This window comes from Streptosporangium sp. NBC_01810 (genome assembly GCF_035917355.1).
GTDB lineage: Bacteria > Actinomycetota > Actinomycetes > Streptosporangiales > Streptosporangiaceae > Streptosporangium.
Genome location: NZ_CP109070.1, coordinates 5252317 through 5266430 on the forward strand (window position 1 = coordinate 5252317; position 14114 = coordinate 5266430).

Below are 14114 nucleotides of genomic sequence, written 5' to 3' on the forward strand. Positions count from 1 at the left end.
CCGCCGGGGATCGGTCCCCATCGTGAACGGCGAAGGGCGGGCGTCCCACCGGGACGCCCGCCCTTCGCCGTTCACCTGCCATTCGCCGCCCGGCCCCATGCCCACCGATCCCGGCTCCGCTTCCCACGACGGGCCTCACGGATCCGGCCGCTCCGGTCGTCCGCCGCGGAACTCGCGTCAGGCCCAGAGCTGGCCTTCGAGCCGCTCCTCGGCCTCCTCCAGCGTCCCCTCGTAGGCGCCGGTGGACAGGTACTTCCAGCCGCCGTCCGCGACCACGAAGACGATGTCGGCCCGTTCACCCGCCTTGACGGCCTTGGCCGCCATGCCGAGCGCGGCGTGCAGCGCGGCCCCGGTGGAGACCCCGGCGAAGATACCCTCGGCGGCCAGCAGTTCCCGGGTGCGCCGGAGCGCGTCGGCGGAGGAGACGGAGAAACGCGTGGTCAGGACCTCGGCGTCGTACAGCTCGGGGATGAAGCCCTCGTCGACGTTGCGCAGGCCGTACACCAGCTCGCCGTAGCGCGGCTCGGCGGCGACGATCCGCACGTCGGGGACCTGCTCGCGCAGGAACCGGCCGACGCCCATCAGGGTGCCCGTGGTGCCCAGACCGGCCACGAAGTGGGTGACGGACGGCAGGTCCGCCAGGATCTCCGGCCCGGTCGACTCGTAGTGCGAGCGCCAGTTGGCCGGGTTGCCGTACTGGTAGAGCATCACCCAGTCGGGGTTCTCGGCGGCCAGGCCCTTGGCGACCCTGACCGCCTCGTTGGAGCCACCCGCCGCGGGCGAGGAGATGATCCGCGCCCCCCACATGCGCAGCAGCTGGCGGCGTTCCTCGGAGGTGTTCTCCGGCATCACGCAGATCAGCTTGTAACCCTTGAGCCGGGCGGACATCGCCAGCGAGATGCCGGTGTTGCCGCTCGTGGGTTCAAGAATGGTGCAGCCCGGCTGGAGGAGCCCGTCCTTCTCCGCCTGCTCGATCATCCACAGCGCCGGACGGTCCTTGATCGAACCTGTCGGGTTGCGGTCTTCGAGCTTGGCCCAGATCCGCACGTCCTCCGAGGGCGAGAGCCTGGGCAGGCCGACCATCGGGGTCCGGCCGACCGAGTCGATCAGTGAGTCAAAACGCATGGTGTACGGCTTCCGCCTCTGTAGTCCTACCAACGACAGCGAGGTGCGCCGCCCGCCTCTCGCGGGACCCTTCGAGGTCCCGCGAGAGGCGGGCGGCGCCGCGCGGCTAGCGGGGCGTCTCCGAACCTTGACCGGGCTTTTCCGGGCCGGAACGTCTGTTCCCCGCTGCGGGTTTCCCGGTCAACGTTCGGTGTGGGGCCACTAGCGGGAGCCGCCGGCCACGGCGGGCAGAACGGTGACCGTGTCGCCGTCGGCGACCGGGGTCTCCAGCCCGCCCAGGAAGCGGACGTCCTCGTCGTTCAGGTAGACGTTCACGAAGCGGCGCAGCGCGCCCTTGTCGACCAGGCGCTCCTTCAGCCCGGGGTGCCGGGCCTCCAGGTCGCCGATCAGCTCCTCAAGCGTGGCGCCCTTGGCGTCAACGGCCTTGGCACCGTCGGTGTAGGGGCGCAGGATCGTCGGAATGCGAACCTCAATGGCCATCGCGGGTCAATCTCCTTGTGTCGTCATGGGAGTAAGGCCCACCGGTTTCAGAACACCGGCGAGCACCGGAGGATTCCAGAAAAGCCGGTCAGCGACAGTCGTAGACGACGACGAAGGGCGTGTGCGCGAACAGGAAGTTCTGCACGGGCGCGACGTCCGCGTGCCGTGCCCATAGGCCGGGACGCGAGAGCACGACGTCCTCCTGGCTCGGGGCGGCGGTCAGCATGCCCACCAGCTTACCCAAAGGGACAATCCACCTCACGGCCGTACACCCGGGACGGTCACCCGGAGGTGATCGTCACCTTCTCCTCGCTCACGACACCGTCGACGATCCGGTACGAGCGGAACTCGGCCTCCTCACCCAGTTCCTCGCGGGTGGAGACCAGCACGTAGTGGGCTCCTGGTTCGGAGGCGTAGGAGATGTCGGTGCGGGAGGGGTACGCCTCGGTGGCGGTGTGGGAGTGGTAGATGACCACCGGCTCCTCGTCGCGGTCGTCCATCTCCCGCCAGACGCGCAACTGCTCCAGAGAGTCGAACCGGTAGAACGTCGGCGACCGCTCGGCGTTCTCCATCGCGATGAAGCGTTCGGGGGAGTCGGAACCGACGGGCCCGGCGATCACGCCGCAGGCCTCGTCGGGGTGGTCCGCCCGAGCGTGCGTGATGATCTTGTCAACCAGTTCCCGAGAGATCGTGAGCATGTCTGAAAGCTACCAAAGGGCTCGGACCAGGGTGTCTTGGAGGTAGGTCAGCCAGTCGTAGATGACGTACGCCGGGTAGCGGGGGTCGTGCTCCGACATGTCGGCGATCTCGTCGTGCACCTCCTCGGTCACCTCCAGCCGGGTGCCGAGCGCGAGCCGCACGTCGTTCAGCGCGCGCATCCACGCCTGCGCCTGCTCCCTGGTCAGCTCGACCTGGCCGGGCTCGGCGCTGTCGAGCATCGCCTTGGCGTCGGCCCGCTTGCCCTCGCGCAGCGTCACCTCGGTGTACCGGCGAAACTCCGCGGCCGCCTCACCGTCCTCGTACGCGGAGGGAAACAGCCTAGCCAGCACCGGATCGTTGGACTGTTCGGACGTGCCGATGCCGAGCGCCTTCTCCAGAGGGTCGTCGCCGGTCTCCCCCGGCTCTATCAGGCCCAGGATCTGGGTGACCAGCGAGCGCAGGATCGACACCTCGGCGGCGTCGAAGCCCGTGATCACACCGCCCTCGCGCCCTGGCTTGAACCCCGAACTCATCTCTCGCCCACCATTCCTCGTGGATTCCGCCCAAGACCCGCCCGTCGCCCAGAACCGGCCCGCTGCCCGCCACCGCACGGCGCCGGGTGGGGGCGGACCGCCCGCCCGCTCACGAATCCCGCTGGACCGTGGCCCACAGCCCATAGGAGTGCATGATCTGCGCGTCGCGCTCCATCTCCTCACGGGTGCCGCTGGAGACCACGGCTTTACCCTTGTGGTGCACGTCGAGCATCAACTTCTCCGCCTTCTCCTTGGAATATCCGAAGACGGTTCGGAAGACGTACGTCACGTAGGACATCAGGTTGACCGGGTCGTTCCAGACGATCGTCAACCATGGCAGATCGGGCCTTACGTCGATTGACGGACGCTCGACCTCTGTTGGAGCGGTGCTACCCACATTCACCAGTCTGCCCTACCCCGGGATTAGTCTTCGACTCGTGACAAAGAGCATGAGCACCGCGTTGCTTACCGATCACTATGAGCTGACGATGCTGGAGGCGGCGCTGAGAAGCGGCGCCGCCTCCAGGCGTGCGGTCTTCGAGGTGTTCGCGAGGCAACTGCCCGGTGGACGGCGCTACGGGGTCGTCGCGGGCACCGGACGGGTGCTGGAGGCGCTGGAGTCCTTCCGCTTCGACGAGGAGTCGCTGGCGTTCCTCGAAGACAATCAGGTTGTCGACGAGCCCACCCTGGCCTTCCTCGCCGGGTACCGGTTCTCGGGGGACGTGGACGGCTACGCCGAGGGCGAGTGCTACTTCCCCGGTTCCCCGATCATGACGGTGGAGGGCACGTTCGCCGAGTCGGTGCTGCTGGAGACCGTGATCCTCTCGGTGCTCAACCACGACTGCGCGATCGCCGCCGCCGCCGCCCGCATGGTCGGCGCCGCCGGGACCAGGCCGATCATCGAGATGGGCTCGCGACGCACCCACGAGGCGGCCGCTGTGGCCGCCGCGCGAGCCGCCTACCTCTGCGGGTTCTCCTCCACCTCCAACCTCATGGCGGGCCGCGTGTACGGCGTGCCGACGGCCGGGACCGCGGCCCACGCGTTCACCCTGCTCCACGACTCCGAGGAGCAGGCTTTCCAAGCCCAGATCACCTCCCTCGGTACCGGCACCACGCTGCTGGTCGACACCTACGACGTGGCCCAGGCCGTACGGACCGCGGTGGAGCTGGCCGGCCCCTCCCTCGGCGCCGTCCGCCTCGATTCCGGCGATCTCGTCCAGGTGGCCCACGAGGTACGCGAGCAGCTCGACGCGCTCGGCGCGCACAAGACCCGGATCATCGTCACCAGCGACCTCGACGAGTACGCCATCGCGGCGCTGTCGGCAGCGCCCGTGGACGGCTACGGCGTCGGCACGTCGCTGGTCACCGGCTCCGGCTCGCCCACCGCCGCCCTGGTCTACAAGCTCGTCGCCCGCCAGGACGCCGACGGGGTCATGCGGCCGGTGGCCAAGAAGTCGGTGGGCAAGCCCAGCAGGGGCGGCCGCAAGAACGCCTTCCGCAGGCTCGACCCGGCGGGCACGGCGGTCGCCGAGCTGGTCACCACCTCCGGTGACCTTCCCCCCGACGCCCGTCCGCTGCAGGTCCCGCTGGTCAGGGAGGGCGAGGTCGTCGGCCGCGAGAAGCTGGACGCGGCCCGCGCCCGGCACCGCGTAGTCCTCGCCGAGTTGCCCGCCAACGCCCACCAGCTGTCCCGGGGCTACGCCGCGCTCCCCACCGTGTTTGACTGACCACATGCCAACCGCACTGATCATCGTTGATGTCCAGAACGACTTCTGCGAGGGCGGCAGCCTTCCGGTCGGCGGCGGCGCCGAGGTGGCCGCCGCCATCTCCCGGCACACCGCATCGCACGGCTACGACCACGTCGTGGCCACCCGCGACCACCATGTGGACCCCGGCTCCCACTTCGCCGCCGAACCCGACTACGTGAACTCCTGGCCCGTCCACTGCGTCGCCGGGACGTCCGGCTCCGACTTCCATCCCGCCCTCGACACCGGACGGGTGGAGGAGGTGTTCAGCAAGGGCGCCCACGCCGCCGCCTACAGTGGCTTCGAGGGCGTCACCTCCGACGGTACGAGCCTGGCCGACTGGCTCGGTGAGCGCGGCGTGGAGGCGGTGGACGTCGTCGGCATCGCCACCGACCACTGTGTGCGGGCCACCGCCCTGGACGCGCTCGCGCACGGCCTCTCCGTCCAGGTGCTGCTGGACCTCACCGCCGGGGTGGCGGCCCCGACCACCGAGGCCGCCCTCGCCGAGCTCGGCTCCGCCGGGGCCCGTCTCACCGGCACCCCCGTGGTCCGCCCGGCCTGACGGCTCCCCACCCGAGCACCGTGGCCGCGTACCCACCGCGATCTCGGTACGGATCACCCCGGCCGGCACCCGTCCCGGATGAGCCCTGAGCATTCGAACGACTACCGGACCGGCATGGGTGGGTAAACACAACCACCACCCGCCGCGACAGGAGTATCACGGAGAGCTGAGACCTCTTACTCCCGGTGGTGACCTCATATGTTCGTGCTCGGTGTCTCCTGGCTGGTCCTGACCCCGCTGTGCCTGTGGAACCTTTTTCGCGGCGGGACGCTGGTGCGGCTGACGAGCGTGCTGGCGCTGGTCTCGCTGGAGGTGGCCACGATCTGGACCACCAGCACAGTCCAGATCCCGCCGCGGACCCTCATCGCCGCGCCCCCGCAGCCGGCGGCCCGAACACCGGCCCCGGCCCCATCCCCGGCCCCATCCCCGGCACCGTCCCCGTCCGCGCAGGCGGCTCAGCGGGGTGCGCGGGCAGAGCCTGCCGGTCAGGACCGGCAAAGCGCATCCTGCCCGGGCAGGATGCCCGCTCCCGAGCGGGTGCGTCTGGCCCGCCGCCAGGGCGCGCTGCGGGGCGTGACGCTCTTCTGGACGGCCAGGACCGACGAGTGTGACACCGCGACCGTGGTCCTGCGTCACCGGAACCGCACGATCAGGGTCTGGATGCGCGAGGGCGAGGCGGAGAGTCGCACCTCGGGCGCCACTACGCGGCCGGTGAGCGTCACCGGCGGCGTCGCCTCCCTGCAGGTACCACTCGCACAACCGGTGCGCGCCGAGGGAGGGTTCCGGGCGATCGACGGCCGGACCGGCAGGCCGATCGCCCTCGGCTGACCCGATCGCCTTCGGCTAACCGGTCGCGCATGGCTGACCGGTCGCGCACGGCGCCGGCGCCGTGCGCGACCCGGTGGCCGGGTCAGTGGGAGCGCTGGGTGGCCCAGTGGCGGATCTTGTCGATCCGCTCCTGGATCTGCTCGGCGGAGGCCTGCGCGATGGCGGGGCCACCGCAGGACCTGCGGAGCTCGGCGTGGATGACGCCGTGGGGCTGGCCGGTGCGATGGTTCCAGGCGCCGACGAGGCCGTTGAGCTCCTTGCGCAGGTTGGCGATCAGCTCGTGCGGGGCAAGCTGAGGCTCCTTGGGCTCGGGCCTGGTCCGCCTGGCCTTCAGCTGGTCGGACTGGCGCTTGCTCAGCAGGGTCCGGACCTGGTCCGGCTCCAGCAGGCCCGGCAGGCCGAGGAAGTCCTCCTCCTCGGGGGAGCCGGTCTCTGCGGCGCTGCCGAACTCGCCGCCGTCGAAGAGCACCCGGTCGAAGGTGGCGACCGCTTCCAGGGTCTCGAACGGCAGCTCGTCGCCCAGCACGTCGGGGTTGTCCTTCTTGCGCTGGGCGTCCTCCAGGAGGAGGTCGTCCAGTCCCTCCTCGGGGGGTTTGCGGTCGAGCACATGGTCGCGCTCGGCCTCCAGCTCCGCCGCCAGCCCCATCAGGGTCGGCACGGAGGGCACGAAGACGGACGCGGTCTCGCCTCTTTTACGGGCCCGGACGAAGCGGCCGACGGCCTGGGCGAAGAACAGCGGGGTCGAGATGCTCGTGGCGTAGACGCCGACGGCCAGGCGCGGGATGTCGACGCCCTCGGAGACCATCCGGACGGCGACCAGCCAGCGTTGCCCGGAGGCGGAGAACTCCTTGATCTTCTTGGAGGCCGCCGGGTCGTCGGAGAGCACGACCGTGGCGCCCTCACCGGTGATGGTCCTGATGTGGCGGGCGTAGGCGCGGGCGGTCTCGTGGTCGGTGGCGATGACCAGGGCCCCGGCGTCCGGTACGCCCCTGCGCACCTCGGTCAGGCGCCGGTCGGCCGCCCGGAGGACCTGGCGAATCCACTCGCCCTTCGGGTCGAGCGCGGCCCGCCAGGCCTGGCCGAGCTGGTCCTTGGTGAGCGGGGTGCCGAGGGTCGCGGCGATCTCGTCGCCGGCGCGGGTCCGCCAGCGCATCTCACCGGCGTAGGCGAGGAAGATGACCGGGCGGACGACACCGTCGGCGAGCGCGGGACCGTACCCGTAGGAGTAGTCGGAGACGCTGCGCCGGATCCCGTCGCCGTCCTCGGCGTAGGTGACGAAGGGGATCGGGTTGATGTCGGACCTGAAGGGGGTGCCGGTCAGGGCGAGGCGCCGGGCGGCGGGCTCGAACGCCTCCCGTACGCCGTCGCCCCAGGACTTCGCGTCGCCCGCGTGGTGGATCTCGTCGAAGATCACGAGTGTCTTGCGCGCCTCGGTGCGGGCGCGGTGCAGCGCCGGATGCATGGACACCTGGGCGTAGGTGATGGCCACCCCGATGTAGTCGCGGGAGGTCGCGCCCTGGCTGTTCTTGAACTCGGGGTCGATCGCGATGCCGACCCTGCCCGCGGCGTCCGCCCACTGCTGTTTGAGATGCTCCGTCGGTGTGACGATCGTCACAGCCCGGATCATCCCTCTCGACAGAAGGTCGCCGGCGATGCGGAGCGCGAAGGTCGTCTTGCCCGCGCCCGGCGTGGCGACCGCGAGGAAGTCGCGTGGCTCACGGCTGGAGTACAGGTCAAGGGCCTCCTGCTGCCACGCGCGAAGCTTCGGCGCGGTGCCCCAGGCGGCACGGTCCGGATATGAGGGCGAGAGGTGGGATGCGGCGAAAGTGCTCACAGTGTCCCCAGGGTAATCTGCGTCGCCGACAAGACGTGCCGATCGGCCGAGATCCTCGCCAAGGTCGTCTCCACGTGCTAGGCCCTGTCCTGCAGATCTTTTGCCTACTGTGGTCGGTCAGGCGGCGGCTCGCGGAGGCCGGGCGTCAGCGCAGGCCCCCGATCACCGTATCGATCTCGGCCCGCGACACGGGGTCGTCCGGCTGGGTCATCGCGACCACGACCACCGGGCGCACTCCGGCACCTGTGAGGAAGACCACGCGAAGGTAGGCCGGCCGGTTCACCACATCCAGGTACTCGGCGCGCAGGGAGCGGGCGTGCCCGGTGCGCGCGCCCACGGTGATCTCCGTGTCGTCCACGACCTTCACCTTGTCTCCGTGGAGCAGGAGCCTCTCGTACAGGTCACTGAGCTCGGCCACGGTGGCGCGCACGTCGGCCGCGGGCTCCGCCGGCATGACCATCACCGTCGTGTTGACACCGTCGCCCGCGGCCGAGCTGAACGCCGTGACAGGCGGTGCCGTGCCCACGCGCCAGCCGTCGGGCAGCGGGTAGCCGACCCCCGCGACCGGATCGATCACCTGTCCCGGCGGCGGGGCGGGCACCGATCGCAACGCCACCGCGACCGCGCCGGCGACGACGCCGCCGCCGACGGCCAGGGTGAGCAGTACGAGCAGCAGGCTGCGCAGACGCCCCGGGCGGGGCCGGGGCGGGGCGATGGGCGTGCCGTACCAGCGGGCCGAGGGTGGGAGGTCGTCGCCGGGCTCGGGTATCCGGGGAGGCCAGGTGAGGTGGGAGCGGTCATCGGACGGCTCGGACTCCGGCGGCGGCCAGGGGCGGCGCTCGTCGTCGAGGTCCGGATCTCCGGGCGGCCAACCCTGGTCCTCGGCTTCCCGTGCGGCCTTCCGTGCGGCCTTCTGGGCGGCCTTCTGGGCGGCCTTCTGTTCGGCCTTTCTGGCCCGCCGGGACCGGTGCTCCCCGTCATGGCCGGGCTCGTCCAACGGGTCCGACCGGCGAGGTCGTTCGTGCACTGGGCCTCCTCCCGGCGGTCACGGTCCTACCGTCCTACCATGCATCCCGCGGCGTGGTCCGGCTATGGGTGATCGCTGTTACAGGAGTGACCAATGAGTCATGAGATGTCACGCATGCGCCGTGCCGCGATCACCCCGAAGAGCCCCAGGGAGGCCATCAGGACGACGATCGTGGTGTAGCCGGTGGCGATGTCGTCATGGCCGATCAGGTTGATCAGAACCCCGCCGAAACCGATGGTGAGCGCGCCGCCCAGGGTGTCGACGACCTGAAGCGCGGCGGAGTTGGCGCCCTGCTCCGCATCGGGCGACTGGCGCATCGCGGTGATGTTGACGCTGGTCGTGCCGATGCCCATGCCGAACCCGGCGACGACCCAGGCGGGCACGGTGACCCAGCCGGTGATACCGGGTACGAGCGCGAGCAGGGTCAGCAGGATGCCCGCGGTGATCGCCGCGGAGCCGACCCCGACCAGCAGGGGACGATCGTATGAGCGGCGGCTCTGCAGGTAGGAACCGGTGGTCCAGCCCAGGGCACCGGTGGTGAGCGCGACCCCCGCCTCGGCGACGGAGAAGCCTCGCACCTCGGTCAGGAGCAGCGGGATGAAGGAGTTGACCGCGAAGAAGGCCGAGGCGAGCACCCCGCGCATCATGATCGTGGTGGGCAGACCGCGGCCGAATCCGAGTGCCCTGGGCGGCAGCAGCCTGGGCAGCCCCACGGCGAGGAACACCAGCCCGGCCACGACGGCGACCCCGGCGGGCACCGGGGTGTCCTGCAGGCGGTCCACGCCGTACAGTAGCGCCCCGCCACCGCCCGCTGTGGCGACTGCGGCCAGGGTCATTGCCAGCGGCCTGGACCGGGGCCCGGTGGAGGGCTCGGGTGTCCGGCCCTCCCGGGTACGCAGCGCGGGCAGCAGCATCACGAGGGCGGGGACGACGAGCGGCACGATGCCGTAGAAGACCCACCGCCAGCCGACCGTCTCGGCGATGATCCCGCTGAGGGCCGGCCCGAGCAGGGCGGGGAGCACCCAGGCGGCCGACAGCGCGGCGAACACCCGAGGCCTGGTCTCGGGGACGTAGACCCGCGCGATCATCACGTAGATCGCCACGATGACGGCGCCGCCACCGAGGCCCTGCACCGCCCGCGCCACGATGAACAGTTCCTTGGTCCCGGCTGCTCCGGCCAGGACCATACCTGCGGTGAACAGTCCCACGCCGAGCAGGAACGGCCAGGCGTGTCCCCGCCGGTCGGACCAGAGGCCGGCCACGACGTTGGCGAGCAGGCCGGAGATGAGAAAGGCCGAGAAGCTCATTCCGTACAGGCCCAGGGCGTCGAGATCCGCCGAGACGGCGGGCATGACCGTGCCCACGGACATGCCCTCAAAACCGATCAGCGTGACGACGAGCAGGATGCCGAGGGAGGCGGTGCGGTACTCGGGGCCGAAGAGCCGAGGGGATTCGTATGGAGCGTCAAGTGCCTTCGGTACTGTCACCTGTCAAGGGTAGTGTCCGCCCCGCATCTCGGTGGACGACCCACATCTCCTGCATCCTGAGAGCCTGACCGGGCGTGAACCCGGACATGCAGCGGTCGTCGGAGTAGTCCATGAAGTTGTGGATCGGATCCGGCCCACCCCCCTCACAGGTGTCCTTGACCAGCGGACAGCCCTCGGTGGGCTGCCCCTCGGGCGAGGTGTCGGCGACGCCGTCGCCCGCGGCCTCGCAGCCCTTCTCGAAGGTGTGCAGCAGTCCGAGCCAGTGGCCGATCTCGTGGACCCCGGTGAATCCCTTGTCGAAGCTGCGCATCGCCCCGCCGGGCAGGCTGCGCCAGTCGACGACCACGCCGTCGAGAGCGGGCGCCTTCCGGTATCCGTGGGGGTAGGTGGAGTAGCCGAGCACCAGCTCGCTGAGCTGGGCGAGGTAGAGGTTGAGGGTCTCGGGGCCGCCCCTGCGCATCTGTTTGATCGACCGCTCGTGGGTGACGGGGGCGCGGAACCAGGTCGCGTTGACGGTGCGGGTGATGCCCTCCAGCCTGAACCGGATCCCGGTGTCCGCCCCGCCGAGCCGCCCGGAGTAGGCGGCGTTGAGCGTGGCGACCTGGTCGCGTACGGCGGCGTCGGACGCACCGAGGCGACCGTCGGTGATGACGTGCACCCAGGTGGGCACCGTGATGGGAAGCACGAGCGGGAGCGGTCTCGACCGGGACCCTCCGTCGACGGGCACATGGGCGAACGGCACCGGAGACGGCTCGGGAGACGGCACGGGCCGGGCCGCCCCCCGCACCATGACGTGAGCGGCTCTGGAGGCGAGGACGCACCCGGGCGCGGCGGGTTCCCTGCCGGGGGTGGGCGCCGTCAACAGGCATGCGGAAACAACGGCGATCGCACGCCGAAACATGGATTCCCCCGACAGATCCCAGCCACTGGTCGCTCGCCGCCCCCCGGCGACATCCCGACCGTAGCCTCATCGGTGGCGATCACCCACGAGCAACACTCACTCCTTGTTGCCGTCTTCACCCTTCGGCAGACCCGAGTAGATCTCCTTGCACTCCGGGCAGACAGGGAACTTCTGGGGGTCGCGGTTGGGCACCCAGACCTTCCCGCAGAGCGCGCGGACCGGGGTCCCGCTCAGCGCACTCTCCATGATCTTGTTTTTCTCGACGTAGTGGGCGAAGCGCTCGTGGTCGCCGTCGCCGTGCGACAGGTCCGGCCGGACGTCGCTCTCAGGGAGAATCTTCGTACTCACCCTGGTGATTTTATGCCCGCACCGCCGCGCCCCGGTCATCGGCGCGACATCCCGGGCCCGGCGATCGAGCGCCGGGCCCGGGATGTGAGCCGTGTTCGAGGGCCTTCAGCCCATGTGGATCGCGGCACCCTCGCTCTTGCGGCCCGCCCTGACGAAGAGCGCGAGCAGCGCCGCGAGGACGGCCACCCCGGTGCTGACCGTGAAACCGAGGTGCATGCCCTCCAGGAAGGACGAGTGCACGACGCCGGTGATGGCCTGCACGATCGGCTCGGGCGTGCCGGGGGCCGCGCCGGCCTGAGCGTAGGAGGCACCCTGCTTGACCAGCTCCATCTGCTCGGCGGGGAGTTCCGGGAGCTTGGCGGCCGTCCAGTAGCCGGGAAGCACGTCGGCCACCTTGGCCGCGACGATCGCGCCGAGCACCGCGGTGCCCATCGAGCCTCCGACCTGCATCGCCGACTGCTGCACGCCGCCCGCCACGCCGCTGAGCTCCTCCGGCGCGTTGCCCACGATGATCTCGGTGGCGCCGACCATCACCGGGGAGAGTCCGAAGGCGAGCAACACGAACGGGATCGCGCTGTCGACGTAGCCCGCGTCCATGCCCAGGCGGGAGAGGAGGAACATGGCCACGGCCGTGATCAGCATGCCCGCCGAGATCGTGATCTTCGGGCCGAGTCTGCCGATCGCCAGACCCGCCAGCGGTGAGGCGACGATCATGCCCGCGCTCATCGGGAGCATCCGCATCCCCGAGTCGAGCGGTGACAGGCCGTGCACGCCCTGGAAGTAGAAGGTGAGGAAGAACATCGCGCCGAACATCGAGAACGCCACCAGCACCATCAGCACGGTGCCGATCGCGACCGAGGCGTTGCCGAACAGGCTGAGCGGGATGAGCGGCTCGGCGGCCTTGGTCTGCCAGTAGACGAACGCGGCGCCGAGCACCACGGCACCGGCCAGGAAGCCGAGCGTCCTGGTGTCGCCCCAGCCGTACTCGGGGGCCTTGATGATCGCCCAGACCATGCAGAACATGGCGCCGGAGAGCAGGACCACGCCGAGCCAGTCGATCCTGGACAGGGAGGCCGCCTTGCTCTCCTTGATCACCAGGAACCCGACGGCCAGGGCGACGATGCCGACCGGGACGTTGATGAAGAAGACCGACTGCCAGTTGACGTGCTCCACCAGCAGGCCGCCGACGATGGGACCGGCGGCGCTGGACAGGCCGATCACCGCGCCCCAGACCCCGATCGCCATGTTCAGCTTCTCGGCGGGGAAGGCCGCGCGGAGCAGGGCCAGGGCCGCGGGCTGCAGCAGGGCACCGAAGAGCCCCTGCAGGACGCGGAAGGCGATCAGCCAGGTGATGGAGTCGGACAGGCCGATGGCCAGGGAGGTGAGCGCGAAGCCCGCGATGCCGATCACGAAGATCCGCTTGTGCCCGAACAGGTCACCGAGCTTGCCGGCGGTGATCAGGAACACGGCGAGCGCAAGGAGATAACCGCTGGTCACCCACTGCAGGTCGGCGAGGGAGGCGTTGAGCTCCTTACCGATCACCGGATTGGCGATGGCGACGACGGTGCCGTCGAGCATCACCATCATCACGCCGAGGGAGACCGCCAGCAGCGTCAGCCACGGGTGCCCCTGCCTGGATGATCTGCCCGGATCCGGTGGTGGTGTCGCGGCCACCGTCTTGGCCTGTGCCATGGAAGGGTCCCCCTCGATCTTTCGTCCGCCCCCGCGTGGGACGTCAACCCGGGGTAATTTATGACAGTCACTGACAAATGACAAATTCTTTCAAAGGGCAGACCACGACTTATGGCAGACTATGAACTATACGTTTCGAGAGGATGGCGAGTATGGGTCGGCTCGGCCTACGCGAGCGCAAGAAGCAGAAGACCCGGCTGGCACTCATCGACGCCGCCCTCTCCCTGTTCCTTGAGCAGGGGTACGAGGCGACGACCGTCGACCAGATCGCCGCGGCCGTGGACGTCTCACCGCGCACGTTCTTCCGCTACTTCGCCACCAAGGAGGCCGTCGCCCTCTCCCTGCCCGCCGACGGACAGGAGATCGTGCTCGCCGAGCTGACCGCCCGCCCGGACGACGAGTCCCCGTTCACCGCGCTCTCACACGCCGCACGCGCAGTGGTCACCATGCTGGAGAAGGGGGACCTCGACGACACCGCCAGGTTCCTCAGAGCCCGCGAAGTGATCGACGGCACCCCCGCGCTCTTCGCCGGAAGCGTGCGCCAGATGATGGAGAACGAGCAGCGGCTGATCGCCGAGATCGCCCGGCGCCAGGAAGCCAGCCCCGACGACCTGCTGCCCCACTTCGTGGTGGCACTCTTCACCACCGTCACCCGGGTCGGTTTCGAACTCTGCGATCCCGCCGACATCAACAACATCACCGCCCTGTCCGCCCGCCTGGAGACGACACTCGCTCTCGCCGAGCGCTCCCTGCGCCCCGGTTGGGACCGCCCCGGGCACCCGGCGGGCTAGGTGTACCCGCCCAGGCGGGTCAGTGACGCGGCCTGCGAGTGGAAGTCCCTGCGAGACACCAC

At 70.0% G+C, this 14114-nt stretch carries 16 protein-coding genes; 4 read left to right on the forward strand and 12 right to left on the reverse strand.

Features of this window, described 5'->3' with window-relative positions; all coding sequences use genetic code 11:
- Positions 1–177: 177 nt before the first annotated feature.
- The 6 genes from OIE13_RS23260 to clpS all read right to left on the reverse strand — a co-directional run bounded on the left by OIE13_RS23260 (position 178) and on the right by clpS (position 3234).
- Complete coding sequence (locus OIE13_RS23260; protein WP_326636619.1) at positions 178–1125, reverse strand: PLP-dependent cysteine synthase family protein; 948 nt, start codon at positions 1123–1125, stop codon at positions 178–180.
- Between the two features lie 201 nt (positions 1126–1326).
- Entirely contained in the window at positions 1327–1605 is a 279-nt protein-coding gene (locus tag OIE13_RS23265) for a MoaD/ThiS family protein (protein WP_326636617.1), read from the reverse strand.
- Positions 1606–1693: 88 nt separating this feature from the next.
- Positions 1694–1849, reverse strand: a complete 156-nt coding sequence (locus OIE13_RS23270) for a hypothetical protein (RefSeq protein ID WP_326636615.1) — start codon at positions 1847–1849, stop codon at positions 1694–1696.
- Positions 1850–1886: 37 nt separating this feature from the next.
- Positions 1887–2303, reverse strand: a complete 417-nt coding sequence (locus tag OIE13_RS23275; protein WP_326636613.1) for a M67 family metallopeptidase — start codon at positions 2301–2303, stop codon at positions 1887–1889.
- A 9-nt stretch (positions 2304–2312) separates the two neighbouring features.
- A complete protein-coding gene (locus OIE13_RS23280; protein WP_326636611.1) occupies positions 2313–2837 on the reverse strand; it encodes a DUF2017 domain-containing protein in 525 nt (174 codons plus the stop codon).
- 109 nt (positions 2838–2946) lie between these two features.
- Entirely contained in the window at positions 2947–3234 is a 288-nt protein-coding gene (clpS, locus tag OIE13_RS23285) for an ATP-dependent Clp protease adapter ClpS (RefSeq protein WP_030906445.1), read from the reverse strand.
- Between the two features lie 52 nt (positions 3235–3286).
- Here clpS and OIE13_RS23290 point away from each other — a divergent pair, with 52 nt between their 5' ends.
- From OIE13_RS23290 to OIE13_RS23300, 3 genes are all read left to right on the forward strand, one after another.
- Positions 3287–4564: a nicotinate phosphoribosyltransferase gene (locus tag OIE13_RS23290; protein WP_442811741.1), complete on the forward strand. Its 1278-nt coding sequence runs from the start codon at positions 3287–3289 to the stop codon at positions 4562–4564.
- Positions 4565–4568: 4 nt separating this feature from the next.
- The gene (locus OIE13_RS23295) at positions 4569–5144 is read left to right on the forward strand and encodes a nicotinamidase (RefSeq protein WP_326636605.1); all 576 of its coding nucleotides are present in this window, start codon (positions 4569–4571) and stop codon (positions 5142–5144) included.
- 198 nt (positions 5145–5342) lie between these two features.
- Positions 5343–5972 (forward strand): hypothetical protein, encoded by a 630-nt coding sequence (locus tag OIE13_RS23300; RefSeq protein ID WP_326636603.1) that lies wholly within the window; start codon positions 5343–5345, stop codon positions 5970–5972.
- 82 nt (positions 5973–6054) lie between these two features.
- Here OIE13_RS23300 and OIE13_RS23305 read toward each other — a convergent pair whose 3' ends face one another.
- From OIE13_RS23305 to OIE13_RS23330, 6 genes are all read right to left on the reverse strand, one after another.
- Positions 6055–7806, reverse strand: coding sequence for a DEAD/DEAH box helicase (locus OIE13_RS23305; protein ID WP_326636601.1), 1752 nt, complete (start codon positions 7804–7806; stop codon positions 6055–6057).
- Positions 7807–7951: 145 nt separating this feature from the next.
- A complete protein-coding gene (locus OIE13_RS23310; protein WP_326828756.1) occupies positions 7952–8833 on the reverse strand; it encodes a hypothetical protein in 882 nt (293 codons plus the stop codon).
- 98 nt (positions 8834–8931) lie between these two features.
- Positions 8932–10320 (reverse strand): MFS transporter, encoded by a 1389-nt coding sequence (locus OIE13_RS23315; RefSeq protein ID WP_326828757.1) that lies wholly within the window; start codon positions 10318–10320, stop codon positions 8932–8934.
- The gene (locus tag OIE13_RS23320) at positions 10298–11182 is read right to left on the reverse strand and encodes a zinc metalloprotease (RefSeq protein ID WP_326636595.1); all 885 of its coding nucleotides are present in this window, start codon (positions 11180–11182) and stop codon (positions 10298–10300) included. Before OIE13_RS23320 ends, OIE13_RS23315 begins: the two co-directional genes overlap by 23 nt.
- Positions 11183–11317: 135 nt before the next feature.
- Entirely contained in the window at positions 11318–11569 is a 252-nt protein-coding gene (locus tag OIE13_RS23325) for a DUF3039 domain-containing protein (protein WP_030906465.1), read from the reverse strand.
- A 105-nt stretch (positions 11570–11674) separates the two neighbouring features.
- Positions 11675–13261: an MFS transporter gene (locus OIE13_RS23330; protein ID WP_326636591.1), complete on the reverse strand. Its 1587-nt coding sequence runs from the start codon at positions 13259–13261 to the stop codon at positions 11675–11677.
- A gap of 152 nt (positions 13262–13413) precedes the next feature.
- Between OIE13_RS23330 and OIE13_RS23335 the strand changes: the two genes are divergently transcribed.
- Positions 13414–14052, forward strand: coding sequence for a TetR family transcriptional regulator (locus OIE13_RS23335; RefSeq protein WP_326636589.1), 639 nt, complete (start codon positions 13414–13416; stop codon positions 14050–14052).
- Positions 14053–14114: the final 62 nt, after the last annotated feature.

What these genes read in the sequence shown, in the direction of transcription:
- OIE13_RS23260 (WP_326636619.1), bottom strand. Translation starts at nt 1,125, where the DNA reads ATGCGTTTTGACTCACTGATCGACTCGGTCGGCCGGACCCCGATGGTC.
- OIE13_RS23265 (WP_326636617.1), bottom strand. Translation starts at nt 1,605, where the DNA reads ATGGCCATTGAGGTTCGCATTCCGACGATCCTGCGCCCCTACACCGAC.
- OIE13_RS23275 (WP_326636613.1), bottom strand. Translation starts at nt 2,303, where the DNA reads ATGCTCACGATCTCTCGGGAACTGGTTGACAAGATCATCACGCACGCT.
- OIE13_RS23280 (WP_326636611.1), bottom strand. Translation starts at nt 2,837, where the DNA reads ATGAGTTCGGGGTTCAAGCCAGGGCGCGAGGGCGGTGTGATCACGGGC.
- OIE13_RS23290 (WP_442811741.1), top strand. Translation starts at nt 3,287, where the DNA reads ATGAGCACCGCGTTGCTTACCGATCACTATGAGCTGACGATGCTGGAG.
- OIE13_RS23295 (WP_326636605.1), top strand. Translation starts at nt 4,569, where the DNA reads ATGCCAACCGCACTGATCATCGTTGATGTCCAGAACGACTTCTGCGAG.
- OIE13_RS23300 (WP_326636603.1), top strand. Translation starts at nt 5,343, where the DNA reads ATGTTCGTGCTCGGTGTCTCCTGGCTGGTCCTGACCCCGCTGTGCCTG.
- OIE13_RS23330 (WP_326636591.1), bottom strand. Translation starts at nt 13,261, where the DNA reads ATGGCACAGGCCAAGACGGTGGCCGCGACACCACCACCGGATCCGGGC.
- OIE13_RS23335 (WP_326636589.1), top strand. Translation starts at nt 13,414, where the DNA reads ATGGGTCGGCTCGGCCTACGCGAGCGCAAGAAGCAGAAGACCCGGCTG.